This is a genomic window from Staphylococcus pseudintermedius (assembly GCF_001792775.2).
GTDB classification, from domain to species: domain Bacteria; phylum Bacillota; class Bacilli; order Staphylococcales; family Staphylococcaceae; genus Staphylococcus; species Staphylococcus pseudintermedius.
Map to the genome: position 1 here is coordinate 45,890 of NZ_MLGE02000016.1, position 18,791 is coordinate 64,680.

General features: G+C 37.9%; 15 protein-coding genes. 2 read left to right on the forward strand and 13 right to left on the reverse strand.

Going from position 1 to position 18,791, the window contains the following annotated elements:
• Positions 1 to 140: 140 nt before the first annotated feature.
• The 9 genes from prmC to fdaB all read right to left on the reverse strand — a co-directional run bounded on the left by prmC (position 141) and on the right by fdaB (position 10,031).
• Positions 141 to 983: a peptide chain release factor N(5)-glutamine methyltransferase gene (gene prmC, locus BJK46_RS10335; protein WP_051144724.1), complete on the reverse strand. Its 843-nt coding sequence runs from the start codon at positions 981 to 983 to the stop codon at positions 141 to 143.
• On the reverse strand, positions 973 to 2,049 hold the full coding sequence (gene prfA, locus BJK46_RS10340) for a peptide chain release factor 1 (RefSeq protein WP_037542524.1): 1,077 nt from the start codon (positions 2,047 to 2,049) through the stop codon (positions 973 to 975). Before prfA ends, prmC begins: the two co-directional genes overlap by 11 nt.
• Positions 2,049 to 2,651, reverse strand: coding sequence for a thymidine kinase (locus BJK46_RS10345; protein ID WP_014613332.1), 603 nt, complete (start codon positions 2,649 to 2,651; stop codon positions 2,049 to 2,051). Before BJK46_RS10345 ends, prfA begins: the two co-directional genes overlap by 1 nt.
• Positions 2,652 to 2,998: 347 nt before the next feature.
• Entirely contained in the window at positions 2,999 to 3,253 is a 255-nt protein-coding gene (locus BJK46_RS10350) for a type B 50S ribosomal protein L31 (RefSeq protein WP_014613331.1), read from the reverse strand.
• Between the two features lie 122 nt (positions 3,254 to 3,375).
• Entirely contained in the window at positions 3,376 to 4,689 is a 1,314-nt protein-coding gene (gene rho / locus BJK46_RS10355) for a transcription termination factor Rho (protein WP_014613330.1), read from the reverse strand.
• An 868-nt stretch (positions 4,690 to 5,557) separates the two neighbouring features.
• Entirely contained in the window at positions 5,558 to 6,991 is a 1,434-nt protein-coding gene (locus BJK46_RS10360) for an aldehyde dehydrogenase family protein (RefSeq protein ID WP_014613328.1), read from the reverse strand.
• Positions 6,992 to 7,171: 180 nt separating this feature from the next.
• The gene (locus BJK46_RS10365; RefSeq protein WP_014613327.1) at positions 7,172 to 7,501 is read right to left on the reverse strand and encodes a winged helix-turn-helix transcriptional regulator; all 330 of its coding nucleotides are present in this window, start codon (positions 7,499 to 7,501) and stop codon (positions 7,172 to 7,174) included.
• Between the two features lie 47 nt (positions 7,502 to 7,548).
• Positions 7,549 to 8,814, reverse strand: coding sequence for a UDP-N-acetylglucosamine 1-carboxyvinyltransferase (locus BJK46_RS10370; RefSeq protein ID WP_037542521.1), 1,266 nt, complete (start codon positions 8,812 to 8,814; stop codon positions 7,549 to 7,551).
• Between the two features lie 344 nt (positions 8,815 to 9,158).
• Positions 9,159 to 10,031, reverse strand: a complete 873-nt coding sequence (gene fdaB / locus BJK46_RS10375; protein ID WP_014613325.1) for a class IIb fructose-bisphosphate aldolase FdaB — start codon at positions 10,029 to 10,031, stop codon at positions 9,159 to 9,161.
• A 264-nt stretch (positions 10,032 to 10,295) separates the two neighbouring features.
• Here fdaB and BJK46_RS10380 point away from each other — a divergent pair, with 264 nt between their 5' ends.
• On the forward strand, positions 10,296 to 10,820 hold the full coding sequence (locus BJK46_RS10380; RefSeq protein ID WP_014613324.1) for a DUF2529 family protein: 525 nt from the start codon (positions 10,296 to 10,298) through the stop codon (positions 10,818 to 10,820).
• 424 nt (positions 10,821 to 11,244) lie between these two features.
• Here the strand turns inward: BJK46_RS10380 and glpT are convergent, their stop codons facing one another.
• The 4 genes from glpT to BJK46_RS10400 form a co-directional block, all read right to left on the reverse strand.
• Positions 11,245 to 12,603 (reverse strand): glycerol-3-phosphate transporter, encoded by a 1,359-nt coding sequence (gene glpT, locus BJK46_RS10385; RefSeq protein ID WP_014613322.1) that lies wholly within the window; start codon positions 12,601 to 12,603, stop codon positions 11,245 to 11,247.
• Positions 12,604 to 13,042: 439 nt separating this feature from the next.
• Positions 13,043 to 14,656, reverse strand: coding sequence for a CTP synthase (locus tag BJK46_RS10390; RefSeq protein ID WP_014613321.1), 1,614 nt, complete (start codon positions 14,654 to 14,656; stop codon positions 13,043 to 13,045).
• A 410-nt stretch (positions 14,657 to 15,066) separates the two neighbouring features.
• On the reverse strand, positions 15,067 to 15,609 hold the full coding sequence (gene rpoE / locus BJK46_RS10395) for a DNA-directed RNA polymerase subunit delta (protein WP_037542515.1): 543 nt from the start codon (positions 15,607 to 15,609) through the stop codon (positions 15,067 to 15,069).
• A gap of 268 nt (positions 15,610 to 15,877) precedes the next feature.
• Entirely contained in the window at positions 15,878 to 16,741 is an 864-nt protein-coding gene (locus BJK46_RS10400; RefSeq protein ID WP_014613318.1) for a GNAT family N-acetyltransferase, read from the reverse strand.
• Between the two features lie 170 nt (positions 16,742 to 16,911).
• Between BJK46_RS10400 and BJK46_RS10405 the strand changes: the two genes are divergently transcribed.
• Positions 16,912 to 18,504, forward strand: a complete 1,593-nt coding sequence (locus BJK46_RS10405) for a BCCT family transporter (RefSeq protein WP_014613317.1) — start codon at positions 16,912 to 16,914, stop codon at positions 18,502 to 18,504.
• The last annotated feature ends 287 nt before the right edge of the window (positions 18,505 to 18,791 follow it).

The following is an 18,791-nucleotide window of genomic DNA, read 5'->3' on the forward strand; positions in this document are numbered from 1 at the left end:
ATTTTACTACAAAAATAAAAATGGGTGCATGACTTCAATCGTAAGAATACGTCTTAGATTTTACTGTCGTGCATCCATTTTTAATTGCTGTTATATTGACGCTCATTCGCGAAATTTTCATTGCTTCACAGACAAAGCGACTATGGCTGAGTCCATTTAAAATGAAAAATTCGTGCATGACCGTTGATGTCGTTTATGACTTCTGGCGTAATATGCGGATACAACTGTTGCATCATACGCGTTAACTGTGCACCTTGTTGAAAGCCAATTTCAAAGACGACCGGCGCACCGTCTTGCATGACATGAGGCAAATCACGTAATATTGCTGCATAAACTTGATAGCCTTCTTGGGTTGCAAAAAGAGCCACATGCGGTTCATATTGAATCACACTGTTATCCATTAATGTGCGTTCATGCTCACCAATGTAGGGTGGATTAGAAATTAAACCGTCCAATCGAACGTCCTGATCAATCAATGGCTGTAACGCATTTCCTTGTAAAAAGGTGATGTCTCGTTGCAGGCGCTGAGCATTTTCTCGTGCGACCGCTAACGCTTGAAATGAAATATCTGTCGCAATAACACGCAATTCAGGTCGTTCAGCTTTTAAAGTGATGGCAATCGCACCACTTCCCACACCAATGTCAGCAACAACTTTAGCAGCTGCCAACTGTGTTAAAAAATAATGCACCACTTCTTCTGTCTCGGGTCTAGGAATGAGGACATCCGAATTCACTTTAAATTGGCGACCGTAAAATTCCGATTGACCGACAACGTATTGCACTGGCATCCCCGTGAGCAGTTGTGATAAACCGTCATTCAATTGTTTAAGCGTTGATTCAGCCATTGGCGTCATTTCATTCAAAATGAGTGAAGTTCTCGACCATTGCAACGTATCCATCATAAACCATTGGATGGCATTCGGCTCATATCCTTTCACCACCATTTGCTGCTCAGCCTGTTGTCGCCACTCTTTATAATTCACCAGTATTAAGCTCTTTCAATTTTTCAGTTTGTTCATGCATCGTTAACGCATCCACAATTTCGTCTAACTTGCCTTCCATAATTTGGTCTAATTTTTGTAATGTTAAACCAATACGGTGGTCCGTCACACGACTTTGCGGATAGTTATATGTACGGATACGTTCAGAACGGTCACCTGTACCCACCGCTGACTTACGTTGCGCTGCATATTTTTGTTGTTCTTCTTGCAACTTCATATCATACAATCGTGCTTTCAACACTTTCATCGCTTTTTCACGGTTTTGAATTTGCGATTTTTCTGAAGATGTCGCAATGACCCCAGTTGGAATATGAGTAATCCGTACGGCAGAGTCCGTTGTATTAACGTGCTGTCCACCTGCACCACTTGAACGATACGTATCGATTTTCAAGTCTTCGTTGCGGATTTCGATTTCTACATCTTCTACTTCTGGTAGGACTGCAACTGTGGCTGTTGACGTATGAATACGGCCACCTGATTCTGTTTCAGGAACACGTTGAACACGGTGCGCACCATTTTCATATTTCAATTTACTGTAAACACCGTCGCCAGAAACTGAAAAACTGATCTCTTTATAACCACCGTGGTCACTTTCTGTCGCTTCTACAATTTCAAGTTTAAAACGATGTGACTCAGCGAACTTAGAATACATACGGAATAAATCACCAGCAAAAATAGCCGCTTCATCGCCACCTGCAGCCCCACGAATTTCCACAATAACATCTTTTTCGTCATTCGGATCTTTTGGAATGAGCAATAATTTTAACTGCTCTTCTAGTTCTGGCACTTCTGCTTTCAATGCACTTGCTTCTTCTTTTAACATTTCCACTTCATCAGCGTCATCTGTTTCAGCAAGCATTAATTCAATTTCCTCAGCATCTTCTTTCACTTGTTTATATTGACGGTACACTTCTACCGTTTTTTGTAATTCTGATTGTTCTTTAGAATATTTTCTAAGAAGATTTGAATCACTCACAACTTCTGGATCGCTTAACAATTCATTCAGTTGTTCATAACGTTCTTCAACAATGTCTAATTGATCAAACATTATTCCAACGCCTCCTTATCATTTTCACTCGGTGCTACGATATGATGTGCACGACAACGCGGCTCATAACTTTCATTTGCACCTACAAGTATAATCGGATCATCCACTTTTGCAGGTTTACCATCAATCAATCGTTGCGTACGACTCGATGATGCCCCACAAACCGCACAGACCGCTTGTAATTTTGTAATATGTTCACTCACCGCTAGCATTTCAGGAACAGGGTGAAAAGGTTCGCCTTTAAAATCCATATCAAGACCTGCAGTAATTACACGGTACCCTCTTTCGGCAAGCGTTTGTGCAATGTCTACAATATCTCGATCAAAAAATTGAATCTCATCAATACCGATAATATCCACACCATTTAAGTCATGGTGCCATATCTCACTTGCTTTAGAAATGTTAATCGCTTCTATTTCATTACCGTTATGAGAAACAATTTTTTCTTTATGGTAGCGGTCATCAATTGTTGGTTTAAATACAACCACTTTTTGCTTTGCATAGACACCTCGGCGTAAGCGTCTGATGAGCTCTTCTGACTTGCCACTAAACATGCTTCCAGTAATGCATTCTATCCAACCTGAATGGTACGCTTCATACATGATTCTTTCCACCTTTTTCAAAACAAAATCAATTCATTATATCATAAAATATACGTATTCGTTGATGTAATTCGTATGTATATCAAAATTCATTAAATTCTTGTTTATTTGATTTAAAATCCCCCTTTAAACTTTCAGAATGTGATAAATGAGGTAAAGCCCTAGCAAAGCAGATAATAAAAAAGTGGGTACACAATCTAAAGGTTTAGATTCCGTTGACCCACTACAACGCACAACACGTTTCCTTATGATACAGTATCAAAGAAAACGTGTTGACGTACATTTTATTCACATTTCATTAAGCATACAGTTTGAGAGGACAGCTATCCACCCAAGCCAATGTTGTCTTAGTTGTCTGATTTGAGACCAAATTTTTTGTTGAAACGTTCCACACGACCATCTGCCGCAGCAAATTTTTGACGTCCTGTGTAGAATGGATGTGAATCAGAAGAAATATCTAAACGAATAACTGGGTACTCGTTACCATCTTCCCATTCCATTGTTTCGTTAGAAAATTTAGTAGAACCGCTTAAAAATTTGTAATCAGTTGTCGTATCTAAAAAGATGACTTTACGGTATTCTGGATGAATCCCTTGTTTCATAATTTTCAGCTCCTTTGCCCTGAACCATCCGGAACAGAGTTATTTCTGAGTTTTTACCCAATACTTAAACATTATATAGGCCGCATGATGAAATTGCAACCCTACATCTAAAATTATTCTGATTAAATAATCGGTTTACCTGTTTTACTACTTTCAGCCGCACTTTGTTGTAAAAGTTCAAAGAATTCAGCATTGGATTTCGTTTTCTTCAACTTACGAATGAAACGCTCTGTGAAGTCAGGTGAATTTGAAAACATATTGCGTAATTGCCACAAGCTATCCAATTCGTTTTTCGGAACAAGGAGTTCTTCTTTACGCGTCGAACTTCTAGAAATATCAATCGCTGGATAAATACGACGTTCAGAAAGGCGTCGATCTAAATGGAGCTCCATATTCCCTGTCCCTTTAAATTCCTCATAAATCATATCATCCATACGAGAACCTGTATCAACGAGCGTAGTGGCTAAAATTGTTAAACTGCCACCTGCTTCGATATTTCTGGCAGCACCAAAAAATGTTTTAGGACCATGTAATGACGCTGGATCTAAACCACCCGATAATGTACGACCACTCGGCGGTACAACGAGGTTATACGCACGGGCTAAACGAGTCAGTGAATCCATTAAAATAATGACATCTTCACCAATTTCGACGAGACGCTTTGCACGCTCGAGCAACAATTCAGCAACTTTTACGTGATGTTTTGGATGCTCATCAAACGTAGAATGTACTACTTCTGCTTCATCAACTGAACGTTCAATGTCAGTTACCTCTTCTGGTCGTTCACCGATGAGTAAAATGAAAAGTTTAGCATTCGGTTTGTTCGTAACAATCGCATTGGCAATTTCTTTTAGTAAAGTGGTTTTCCCTGCTTTAGGTGGTGCAACAATTAAGCCGCGTTGTCCTAAACCAATAGGTGTAATTAAGTCCATTACACGTGTTGAATAGTTTCGAGGTTCTGTTTCTAATTTAATCCGTTCATCTGGATATAAAGGTGTAAGAGCTTGGAAGTGAGGGCGTTTTTTGACTTCTTCTGCATTGTGATCGTTCACAAAGTCAACTTGTAGTAATCCATAATATTTTTCGTTTTCTTTCGGTTTTCGAACTTTTCCGGTTACTTTATCGCCTAATTTAATTTCGAATCGACGAATTTGGCTAGCAGAAATGTAGATATCTTTTTCACCTTTGGAGAAGTTAACCGTTCGTAAAAACCCATAACCATCTTGTTGGATATCATCGAGGATACCTTCCATATAGTAGTTTCCATCTTGTTCCATTTGCGCTTCCATGATTGCAAGTACGAGTTCTTTTTTATTTAATTTACTATAGTTAACAAGTTTAAGAGATTTTGCCTTTTCAGTGAGGGCCTTTGTTGTATAATTCTTGTATAATTCATGAAAAGATTCATATTGCGGAGATGTTCGTTCCCTTGACATGTTAAACACTCATTTCATTTTAAATTCTATTTAATCGCAAATGTTACGATTAAACCTTACTATATCAAATAATGGGCTCAATGACAAAATATCAATGGAAATGACAGGAAAAATTCAGATTTGATACATCATCATTTTTTCAATATCTGTCATCAATTTTACTCATTTTTATAAGTTCAGAAAATCATAGAAAATTGGCTTGTCCATAAAATAAAGAGATCCTAATTTTCCCACTCAGTTTAGCCATTTTTGACTTTATTTCAATACTCAAATTTTCTTTAAAATAATTAAAAAAAGGACTGGGAGACAAAAGATTTTGATGCTATTGATACAATATTCTTGTTGAACTCGCCCTACTACAATGATTTGTGTTTTTGATTGCCTTCATGGATGACCTTTACTAGGGGCTGATTTTTCAACTCACTAACGCTTGATTAAACTATTTCATTCGTTGAGGCGTTAGTGCATTTTGGGAGCAGTACAGAAATCTCATCTGCAACACAGATTTCGTCGTGTTACCTCCGCAAGGCTGACTCGGCTTCTCAAAAGTGTAAACATTTAGAAGCCAGACAGCTACTGTGATAAAGCGTAGCCATTATCAAAGAAAAGCGGTCGCTGTCAGCAGTATGCATTCCCTATGGAGTCTCAATCTTCTGGGCAAACTTACATCATATGCAACAACTTTGGACAAGTTTTTGAAATCCAACAAGACTATAGTATCATTTTTATCCCGTTCACTCACATTTTCCAACAATTTTTAATCATTAATGAAACATAAATCTATGAAAACATTAAGGCTGGGAAAACTTAATTCCCAGCCTCTTCGCTTTCTTTTGATACGCATGTTTTCACACACTATTTCAAACAGTTATTCACCTTTGTAATAACCTGCAATAGATTTCACTTCTAAAAATTCTTCAATACCGAAGTCGCCCCATTCACGGCCAATACCTGATTGTTTATAACCACCGAATGGTAAGTCTGACGCACGTCCAGCTTCGTTAATTTCGATAGTACCTGCTTCAATAGAACGTGCAACACGGATAAGGTTTTCTTTGTTTTGACCGAAAACATAGCCGGCAAGTCCGTATTTTGTATCGTTAGCAATTTCAATCGCTTCGTCTAAATCTTTATACGTAATAATTGACATAACAGGTCCAAAAATTTCTTCTTGCGCGATTGTCATTTGATTATTCACATTTGTAAAGATTGTAGGTTTCGCGAAATACCCTTTATCTAGACCATCCGGTTTACCTGTACCCCCGTATAATAGTTCAGCGCCTTCATCGATGCCTTTTTGAATGTAGTCTTGTACTTGATTGTATTGTTTTTCACTCACAATAGGACCCATTTGTGTTTCAGTATTTTGTGGATCGCCGACTTTCACGTTCGCCATTTGTTTTTTTACTTCTTTAAGAAAATCGTCTTTAATACTTTCCGGCACTAATGTACGTGTGCCTGCTGTACATACTTGCCCTGTATTGTTAACAACTTTCTTCACTGCCGCTTTAGCCGCTTCTTCAAGATTCGCATCATCTAAAATGATAAATGGAGATTTCCCGCCGAGTTCCAATGATACTTTTTTGAAGTCTTTGCTCGCCGCTTCCATAATTTTTGAACCTGTGCCACCAGAACCTGTAAATGACACCATGCGGACATCAGGATGTTGAGTTAACGGTGTACCGACACCTTCACCATCGCCATTGACAAGGTTAAATACACCTTTGGGTACACCAACTTTATCGAAAATTTCAGCTAAAATAATCGCTGCATATGGCGTCAATTCAGATGGTTTGAGGACAACCGGACTTCCTGCCGCAAATGCTGCCGCTAATTTAAGTGATGTTTGGTTCGTTGGGAAGTTCCAAGGTGTGACAAGTCCTGCAACACCAATTGCTTCTTTCACGATTAAGTTATCTCCGCGACGTTCTTCAAATTGGAAATCATTCAATGCGTCACGTGCAGCTTTAAAATGGTTTAAGCCCATTTGATAGTGCACTTTTTCTGATTGTGTCACAGGTGCACCTAGCTCTAATGTCATTGCTTCTATTAAATCATCTTTACGATTTTCATATTCTTTAACAATACGATCTAACAAGTCTTGTCGTTCTTTGACAGACGAGTTACGAAATGAAAGATACACGTCATGAGCAGCTTGAACTGCTTGGTCTACATCTGCTTTATTCCCTTTTGCGATATGACCAAATACTTCTTCTGTGGCTGGGTTAATGACTGCTATCGTTTCACCGCTATGACTTTCAACCCATTCACCATTAATATATTGTTTTGTTTGATCTCTCATGAACAAACACTCCTTCATTTAATGTCATACACTTTGTATTGCCAAGTTTATTCCTTTTTAAACCTGACCCTACAAATCAAATTTTTTCTGTCATTACATTAACTTGATAAACAATAAAAGAGTAAGCACATACACCAATCGTTCGCGTCGTCTTACTCTTTTATTATTTTCTTTGAATGCTTATAGCGCTTTTTCTTCTAAATCAATATAGTCATGCGCCCAAGTTTCGAGCGGTTCTAATGCACGTGCCAATGCTACACCTTTTTCTGTTAAATGGTAACAAACTGACGGCGGATTTGTCGAAATAACTTCTTTCGTTAATAACTCTGCATCAGCCAACTCAGCCACTTTCATAGACAAGGCTCTATTAGTAATTGGACGTAAATGTCTTTTCATCTCTGAGAAATGCGCTTTATATCCATCGCAAGTCGAAAGGTAATGCAAAATCAAACCGTTCCAACTGCGTCCTAAAATTTTAAATGTTTCTTCTAAATATGGACATACTTCCATAGTTATCACCTCTCAATTTTAAATTTGTGATAACAACATTAATCGGATTAAGCTTTAACTTGTTCCGTCCAAATATCAGCACCTAACGCTTTAAGTGTTTTCACAATATCTGTATAACCTCGGTAGATATGCTTCACATTATAAATCGTTGTCACACCTTCTGCTAACAATCCAGCTACGATTAAGCATGCACCTGCACGTAAGTCACTTGCGTACACTTCGGTGCCTGTTAATTTCGATGGCTTCACTGTCGCAGTATTTTGGTCTGCTGTTATCAATCCATTCATTTTTTGTAACTCTTTCACATGTCTGAAGCGCTCTGGATAAATCGTTTCAGTGACAAAACTAGGTCCATTTGCTAAGAAGAGTAAAGGTGTAATAGGTTGTTGTAAATCCGTTGCAAAACCGGGGTACACAAGCGTTTTGATATCGACACTTTTATAAGGTGCAGAAGATTGGACTATCATGTAGTCATCGCCTGTCTCTATTGTAACACCTAACTCTTTCAATTTCACAGTGAGTGCTTCCATATGTTTTGGAATAATGTTGTCAATATGTACCGACTCACCACAAGCGGCCGCAATACACATGTACGTTCCAGCTTCGATACGATCCGGTATGATTGAATGGCGGCTACCATGTAAATGAGGCACACCGACAATTTTAATCGAACTTGTCCCTGCACCTGTGACCTTTGCGCCCATACTATTTAAAAAGTTGGCAACATCGACCACTTCAGGTTCTTTTGCTGCATTTTCGATAATCGTTTGCCCTTCCGCACGTGTCGCAGCAAGCATAATATTAATCGTTGCACCTACACTGACAATATCTAAATAAATGTTCGCGCCTACCAAACGTTCTGCCTCAATTTTCATTGATGTGAGGCTCGACTCATCTACTGTTGCACCTAAAGCCTTAAACCCTTTAATATGTTGATCAATCGGTCTCGGCCCAAGCGGACATCCTCCAGGTAAACCAATGACGCACTTTTTAAAGCGACCGAGCATAGCCCCCATCATATAATAAGAAGCACGCAAAGATTCAACTTTATTGTTTGGCAAAGGGGCGTTTTCAATATGTGTCGGGTCTACTACTAAAGTTGAGCCGTTAAGTTCAGTCTTAATGTTTAAATCTCCCAATAAGCTAACCAGCGTTTCAACATCAGAAATTTGTGGCAAGCCATCTAATGTTACCGGTGCTTCTGCCATTAATGTTGCAGGTATTATGGCAACTGAACTGTTTTTCGCACCATTAATTTCAACACTCCCTTTTAAAGTTTGGCCACCTCTTATTTTTATCACTTCTTGTGCCATGTCATTGAACTCCTTTTCCCTTGTTCATTTTAACCTTATAATACTATATTAAAAGCATTATAAAGTAAATTTTTTCAAATTGCAAAATGAAAAAACGACGCTTTGAGATGTTTAGCCCTACTTTGCGTTCAATTTTTGTAAATATGATAGCGATTGAACGACTTTGCCTACCTTTGCATCAAGCGTTTCCTACACGTTTTCACTATAGAGCGTCATCACGATTATCAAAATATGAAAAAGAGAGTAACCGACTCACAACTTGTGATCATGCTACCCTCTTTTGAATTTAATGATGTTGACACTGCACAAACATGTGATACGTGTGTGACATCTCTTAAAATAGATTAACCTTTAATGTTTGCTGCTTTACCTGAAGTACCGAACTCTTTAATTTTTCCAATTACAGTTTCTTTAATCGCTTCACGAGCTGGTCCTAAATATTTACGTGGATCGTAAACTTCTTTGTCTTGATCCAATACTTCACGAACACGTTTAGCTGAAGCAATTTGGTTCTCAGTATTAACATTGATTTTAGCCGTTCCGAATGAAATCGCTTTTTTAATGTCGTGAGTAGGGATGCCTGTACCACCGTGTAATACTAATGGCAATCCAGTTGAAGCACCGATTTCTTCCATTTCTTTAAAACCTAAGTTTGGTTCACCTTTGTATGGTCCGTGAACTGAACCTAAAGCAGGCGCTAATGCATCGATACCTGTAGCTTTAACTAAGTTTTGACATTCAGTTGGGTTAGCATAGATAACACCTTCAGCAACAACGTCATCTTCTTGACCACCAACAGTGCCTAATTCAGCCTCAACAGATACACCGCGTTCGTGCGCGTATTCTACAACTTTTTTCGTAATTTTCACGTTATCTTCATATGGCTCGTGTGATGCATCAATCATAACAGATGTGAAACCAGCATCAATCGCTTCTTTACATTTTTCAAAGCTTGAACCATGGTCTAAATGAATCGCAACAGGAATTGTGATTTCGTAGTCGTGTAATAGTCCCTCTACCATTTTAACTACAGTGTAGAAGCCACCCATGTATCTTGCTGCTCCTTCAGATACACCAAGAATTACAGGCGCATTCTCTTCTTGAGACGCTTGTAAAATCGCTTGTGTGAACTCCAAGTTATTTAGGTTATATTGACCTACAGCATAACCATTTTCTTTTGCGTCGATTAACATTTCTTTCATTGAAACTAAAGGCATGAAAGTTCCTCCTTGCGTGCATGTCGCACGAATATTTATAAATACAGTATAGCAAAGTCATTGTTAATATGCACCGCAAAATCGCACTAAATTTGTGAAAAATATCGTAATTTATCATGTAAGCGCAACCATTGCTGTGAATTGATTCTAACACGATTATTTTATAAAATGAATTTTGAATTTCGTAGCATTAACAGCTGTTAAAAAACCAAAAATTTAATTTTATATATATACAAAAAATTGACCAAAAAGGAGGCAACATGCATGTCAAAAATGCTCACAACACAATTAACAGGTATATTTAATCGACTCGATCAGCAAGAGTTGGATATTCAAATGGCTGCACAAAGTTTAATTCAAGCGATGGGTGGCGAAGGTCATGTTTACATTAAAGGTTATGGTGATTTAAAATGCTTTGAATCCTACATCTTAACGAGTTTTGAGAAATTGCATTCAAGTTTGGCGCTAGACGATTATCCCTCGTTTGACGTGTTAGACACGACAGATAGAGTGTTACTGTTCGGAGCGGAGTATAGCGAGGAAATGGCACGTGATTTGGAACAATTAATTGCGGATGATCGCGATGTTGTCGTGATTACGAATAAACCTAAAGAAGTTGAATTACCGGATCATTTAATGCATTTTATTAATTTGTCGACACCGAGACCGATTGTTTACACAGAAGATTATGATAAAGTCGTACAACCGCATCTCATGGCGTTGAATTATGTGTATTATGAAATTTATACGCAAATGGTTGAAATGATGCGTGATTTAGATTTGGAATAGTATTCATAAGATAGGGACCGGGAAAACTAAATGTCCCTCTCCCTACTCACAGTCCAATTTTACACACTGAAAACGTCTCTACTTATTGATGACCTTTCCAGTGTGTAACTTCTATATCAAGTAAGACCGCAATTCTATTCCTTCTCTTTCTTTTTGAACACATACTCAATGATAGAAAAAGCGATTAAAGTGATGATACTGATAAACAGGGACGCAATCCTCATTTCGTTCCAAATAAAGTGCGCGATTAAAATAGATGCAATGATAAAACAAATGAATTTAAGCCAAAATTTCATTGTGATACCCCTCCACTTTCCACACGTTTTATCACTTATCTTAAATATATAAAAATATAATTTGATAATAACATACTAAAAAGACAAGTACCTCTTTTGAATTAAAAGATACTTGCCTTTCATCTATTCTAATGTACGATTTCTTGTCCACGTTTATTCCACGTGAAGAGGAAGCTAATCATTGCTAAGACACTAATGATTGTTAATAAGATGAAGCCTGCACTCCAACCCATATGATCTACAATCGCACCCATGACAATGTTCGCCATGACAGCGCCACCGAGGTAACCGAATAAACCTGTTAAACCGGCTGCAGTCCCCGCTGCTTTTTTCGGCACATAATCCAATGCTTGTAAACCAATCAACATTACTGGACCATATATTAAAAAGCCAATTGTAATTAATGCAAGGTTGTCAATGAGTGGATTGCCAGGTGGGTTGAGCCAGTATACGACAACCGCAATCGTTACACCAATCATAAAGATAAAGCCTGCTGGACCACGACGACCTTTAAATACTTTATCTGATAACCAACCACAGATAAGTGTACCTGGAATACCTGCCCATTCGTATAAGAAATAGGCCCAGCCTGATTCTTTCATATCAAAGCTTTTCACTTCACTTAAATAGAGCGGCGCCCAGTCTAACACACCATATCGGACAAAGTAGACGAAAATATTCGCAATCGCAATAATCCACACCCATTTGTTGTTAAGGACGTATTTGAATAAAATCTCTTTCGTCGTCAATTCTGTTTCGAATGTCTCTTTCTTTTGTGTTGGATAATCATCACGATACGCTTCGATTGATGGTAAACCGACTGATTGCGGTGTATCACGCACTAAAACGTATGACGCAATCGCAATGACAATCGCAAGTAACGCAGGATAAATAAATGCCCCTTCAAAGCCTTGTAAATAACCAAAGCTCAATGAACCTGTTAAATAAATCCCAAACAATGCGATTGGTGCCATTAAACCACCACCGACGTTATGCGCGACGTTCCAAATCGCCGTTTTACTTCCACGTTCACTCACACTAAACCAATGCACGAGCACACGACCTGACGGCGGCCAGCCCATACCTTGGAACCAACCATTGAGGAATAACATGATGAACATGATCGTGACACTTGATGTTAACGCAGGAATGAAGCCCATCAGTAAATTGACGATAGCTGTTAACACAAGTCCTAACGTTAAAAAGATACGGGCGTTACTTCTATCACTGACCGTCCCCATGACAAACTTACTAAAACCGTAAGCAATCGAAATCGCGGATAACGCAAACCCGAGTTCTGCCTTTGAAAAACCCATATCCGCTAAGTACGGCATTGCGATTGAAAAGTTTTTACGCAACAAATAATAACCTGCATAGCCTAAAAAGATACCAATAAACACTTGTAACCTTAATTTTTTATATGTCTCATCTTGCTGCCTTTCTGGTACAGGTGTTGCAGCTACTGGCGGTTTTAAAAACTTAAACATATGTATCCTCCCCTTAATTATTAATTAAATATTAATTTCATGTAAATTTTATGCATTGTCACAAAGTTTGTCAATCGCATTTCTACATTTTTGCAAGGGTTTCCATTATAAGGTTGAGTTCTACTTCACGTTAACTTGATGCACTTTAAAGCATAGGCGTTATTTCATCATTAAGCTACAAATTGCTTGCCATGAGTGCTACTTATTTCACGACTTGTTCGACTGCCATTTTTTAAATTTCACCTTAAATATTATCGTCATTTTAAATGTAGCAGAAGATAGCGAGAATGTTAATGTAGCCTGTCATTTTCAGGAGAAATCATTCGTTTTATTTTCTAATGTACCGCTCATCATTTAAGGGGCGGTTTTAACAATGATTTTTCACCTATAAAATCAAAAAAACAGCCCTATGAAAAGTTCCATAGGACTGCAATGTTTATTATTTCGTTTTATTTTGTTGTAACAATGCCGCTTCAATGAATGATTTGAAGATCGGTTGCGGGCGGTTCGGTCTTGATAAAAACTCTGGGTGGAATTGGCATGCGATAAAGAATGGATGTTCTTTTAACTCCACCATTTCAACTAAACGACCGTCTGGGCTTGTACCTGAGAAGATCATACCTGCTGCTTCAAGTTGTTCTCTATATTCATTGTTGAACTCATAGCGATGACGATGACGTTCTTCCACTTCTGTTTTTCCGTAAATTTTTTCAGCTAATGTGCCTTCTTGAATTGTACATGGGTATAAACCTAAACGTAATGTACCGCCTAAGTCTTCGATATCTTTTTGTTCTGGTAATAAATCGATCACTGGGTATGGTGTATTCGGATCTAATTCAGCTGAATGCGCACCTTCTAAACCAACGACGTGACGTGCATATTCCACTGTCGCAAGTTGCATCCCTAAACAAATACCGAAGAACGGAATCTGTTGTTCACGTGCATATTTAATCGCTGAAATTTTACCTTCACTTGCACGGAAACCGAAACCACCTGGAACAAGGATGCCGTCGACATCTGATAAATATTCTGCAGCGTTGTCATCATTAACCTCACTTGAATCAATCCAACGAATTTCGATATCTTTCATAAATTGGTAACCCGCATGTTTAAGTGACTCAGCCACTGACAAGTACGCATCTTGAAGTGACACATATTTACCGACAAGACCAATTGTCACTTTACCTTCTAAGTTATTCACGACACGTAATAAATGATTCCATTCATCGAGTTGTGTATCGCGATCCACTTGAAGTCCTAAACGTTCGATGACAATATCGTCCATGTTTTGATGGCTTAATTGTAACGGAATTTCATAAAGTGATTCTGCATCACGACATTCGATGACGCTTTCTTTATCAATGTCACAGAATAATGCAATTTTGTCTTTTAAGTCTTGCGTCATTTCATATTCTGTACGCACAACGATTAAATCAGGTTGAATCCCTAAACCACGTAATTCTTTCACACTATGTTGTGTCGGTTTCGTTTTCATTTCACCTGCTGCTTTAATGTACGGTAATAAAGTACAGTGTACATACATCACGTTGTCGCGGCCTAAGTCACTCTTAATTTGGCGAATCGCTTCAATAAATGGTAACGATTCGATATCACCTGTTGTCCCACCGATTTCAGTAATGACAACATCTGCATTTGTACTTTCACCAGCGAGTAACAAACGTGACTTAATTTCGTTTGTAATATGTGGAATGACTTGGACTGTCCCACCTAAGTAGTCACCACGACGCTCTTTTTGTAGCACGTGTGAGTACACTTTCCCAGCTGTTACGTTAGAGTATTGGTTTAAGTTAATGTCGATAAAACGTTCATAATGACCTAAGTCCAAGTCCGTTTCAGCACCATCATCTGTCACGAAAACTTCCCCGTGTTGATATGGACTCATTGTACCTGGATCCACATTTAAATAAGGATCAAATTTTTGGATCGTCACCTTTAATCCTCTATCCTTTAATAAGCGTCCTAGTGAAGCGGCTGTAATCCCTTTACCTAATGATGAAACCACGCCACCAGTTACGAAAATAAATTTAGTCATAATTCAATTTCCTCCTCGTTTGTTGTCTGAAGTACCTTTCAAAATGTAGGGGTGAATTTGTATGCCAATCATTGATTATGTGCAAGACTGTATTCTCAATTTCAAAAAGTTGTCGTCGTTGCAGTGCGATGAAGATTGTATGGCCAACACTTCGCATTAATGAACATACGGCCACTTTTATCGTCTTAGAATCACTTAACGTCCGCAATGTTTCATAAAATTAAAAAAAGTTCCCACTCACAATATCATGATTGTAAGGGGAACCTTAACGATAGATGAGACTCGTCATTTCGGAGCCATCACTACTTTCTATCGTTTTCATTTATTTATCCGTCCTAATTAAAGGAGCCCGAATAAAATTCTATCATGTTGTCGTAAAAAGTCAACAAACTTTATTTAGAAATCAGAAATTAAAATGTTTCTTCTTCTTCCTCTTCTTCAAGTTCATCGTCTTCATCGTATGTTTCATTGATGTCTTCTTCGTCTTCTTCAACTACGAGGTCTGACTCTTCAATTTCATCTTCAACACGTTCATCTTCAGGATCATCTAAATCTTCTTGATCATCAGTACGATTTGGAATGTTGTCATCGCCATCTAAATCATCTTCACCTAATAATGTTAAGTTTTTATCTTCTTCATCGTCTTCATCAAGAATATCGAATTTTTGAATGGTTGGTGCGATTTTTTCTTCAATATCGTCTACTGAATACCAATCGCGAAGTCCCCAAACGTTATCACCTACACTTAAAAAACGACCATCCGTATTTAAATCTGTGTAGAATTGAACGATACGGTCTTCAATTTGTGCATCTTCGTAATGACCAATACGTTTAAACTCATCAATAATATCATAAAGGTTCATCGTTGCATTTTGTTCACTTAAAAGCGTATAAGCCATATCAATAAATGATTTTTCATCAACCATTTCTTGTGTGTAATCTTGTAATTTCATCAGCACATCTTCCTTTCAAAGGTTAACATTTCTGTTCATTCGGATATTTCAATTTGTAAAAAATAGGTGCGTATGACCGTCACCTTTTGATTATGTTGCGCTACATTCATACACATCTATTGCGTGATAGATGCGTTTTAAACATCGACTTTAACAAAATTAAATTATAAATCACTGCTGATGATTTCGCAATGTTTTCAGCGAGATTTTTCGAAGCCATATGAAATGGTTTGCGGATTGGTACATGTATGAATGACGAATCACCCGACTAATAATTAATATATTTTTCTAATGTGACATAATCATCCGTCGTCAATGTCTCCACAAAATTACTTTTAACAAACAGCGGTGTCAGTTGATGATTAGGTCCAAACAATGTGACTTCAATCACTTTCGTATCATGATTTTCTTTTCGTACATAGGTCGCCAATTGACGCAGTGCATTTTGCGCAATGCCTGTATCTCTATGTGCATCATCAACGTAAAGTGCACGAATAATCAGCCGTTCGTTAAATGCTTCAATCGCTAAAAATCCTACTTTTTCTCCATCTAAAATGAAGTTAACAATTTCAATCGGGCCTGCTTTCGAACCCTCGCTCTTTATAAGTTTTAATGAGGATACATATTTATGGTCCAAATCGAGGTAATAGAGACGCTCTTTGCCGATGGGTCCTTCTTCTTTCGTTGCCGTATGCATAAAACCTGCACGCTCATACACATTCCAAGCCGATTCATTTTCTGCATCCACGACTAAGTACAAATGATTAAAATCCGGAAAAATCATTTGCACATATTCTGGTAATGTCATCATAATTTTCGTGCCGTAGCCATTCCCTTGATACGCTTCATTAATGGATAACGAACGTATGTACACCACTTCATACGGTGTGTCATAGCCCTCGTGTTGATAATGTTCATGCAGTACGAAAAATCCAATTACTTCATCTTGATCATTTAGTACGATGTTTGCGACTCTATTGTCATCGTTTAATGCATCATCCAAGACTTCTTTGGGTAATGAAGAATAGATACGTTGTCGCTCATTTAATTCGAATTGATATAACGCATCACGGTATTGCTTATCATATAATTGTATAGTAATATCATCAAAGCGTTTAATTTTTGTTGTCATTGTTTTGACCATCCCTTTATTTTTTATTCTCCATATACAATGTTGACATAATTAAAGGGTTTCAAACAATTATTTATAGAGATAATTTAGAACTTTTATCATTAGTGACCTTATTGTTATCTTCAACTACTATTATCTCTCAATTTCGTGGCATTAAGAAAGGGGTTCACATGAACAAGCACAACAATTTAAAGAAAAAGAATCGTAATATTGTTTACACCATTTCGTTCAGTATCATTTTAATTCTCACTTTATTAGCAGCCATCTTTCCTAAAACATTTGGCGCATATGCCCAAAATACATATGATGCGTTAGCTTTAAACTTTGGCTGGCTCTTTTTAATTATCGTTTTTGTACTCGACATTTTCTTAATTTTCTTAGCACTTTCGAGATATGGCCGATTCAAATTAGGCCGCGATGATGAAGAGCCAGAATTTTCATTTATGTCGTGGATCGGTATGCTTTTTTCGGCTGGCTTAGGTGTCGGCATTGTCTTTTGGGGCGTGGCTGAACCGTTAACCCATTACTTGCATTCACCGTTTCCAAAATCGGTCGACGGTCAATCGGTAGAATCTGCGCGCCTTGCGATGGGTTATACTTTTTTTCATTGGGGAATTTCGCAATGGTCGATTTTCGCAATGAGCGGTTTAATCGTCGCCTATTTCCAATTCCGGAAAAATCGGGATGGTCTGATTTCTACTGCAATGGAACCCGTTTTTGGCGAAACGTATCGACGCCCATTTCGTAACGTCATTGATATTTTGGCCATCATTGCAACAGTTATGGGGATTGCGACTTCTATCGGTCTTGGTATTTTACAAATTGCTGGTGGTTTAAACCATGTCTTTAAAGTTCCGAACACGTCGCTCACATTAATTTTGATTACGTTACTCATGACACTCATTTTCCTCGGTTCTGCATTAACAGGTATCAATCGTGGCGTGAAGTGGCTAAGTAACATAAATATTATGATTGGTGCATTGTTATTGTTGTTTATTTTTATTTTCGGGGATTTACGATTTATCGTCGAAACATTCACCGTTTCAATTGGGGACTATTTGACACATTTCATACAGTATAGTTTACGTATGGATCCTTATACGGGTGACAATTCATGGATTCAAAAATGGACTGTGTTCTATTGGGCATGGGTCATTTCGTGGTCGCCATTTATTGGTGGTTTTGTTGCTCGTGTCTCAAGAGGACGGACGATTCGCGAATTTGTCGTCGGCGTCTTAATTATTCCACCTTGTATTTCATTTTTATGGATTTCAGGTTTTGGAGGGACTGCTATTAACTGGGCATTACATCATCAAGATGGAATTGAAAAAATTGTCGATCAAGATTATACGGTAGCGCTATTTGAATTATTAAGCAAGTTTCCGTTATACGAATTGACAAGTGCTTTAGCCATTATTTTAATTTTTACTTTTATCGTGACGAGTGCGGACTCAACCACACATATCGTATCAGGTATGGCGACAGGTGGCGTTGAAAATCCTAAGCGTAAACACAAAATGGTATGGGGTATTTTAATCGGTGCCATTTCTGTTGCATTAACTGTTGCTGGTGGCCTCACAAGTTTACAAACCGCATCAGTCGTAACTGGATTACCATTTTCGATTATCTTATTATTGATGATTTTTTCATTGATGAATGCGTTGAGACGTGAGCATACGAAGCATTTTAAAATGACGCATATTGATGATGAAAAGGACTTTTCTCGTACCATTGAAGAACGTGAGCGCGATAATGAGATGTGATAGGCGAACCTATTCACGCATCATCATTTCAACATCTACTTTTAATTTAAATATTAGGGAGGGACTGGGACATTAGTTTTCTCAGTCTCTTTCCTACGATTTGTCAAGGGTTCAATAATTAAAATTGACATTACTGAACTAGACCGTCCAATTTTTACTTTTTTGAATAAGGTGTTATGATGTATATGATTATATGGTTGCGTTAGTGTGGTGCTTTCTGATAATCATATAATTTATTATTGACTATCAAGTAGTGAATGGTCTTTAATAAGCGATTGATACTCGCT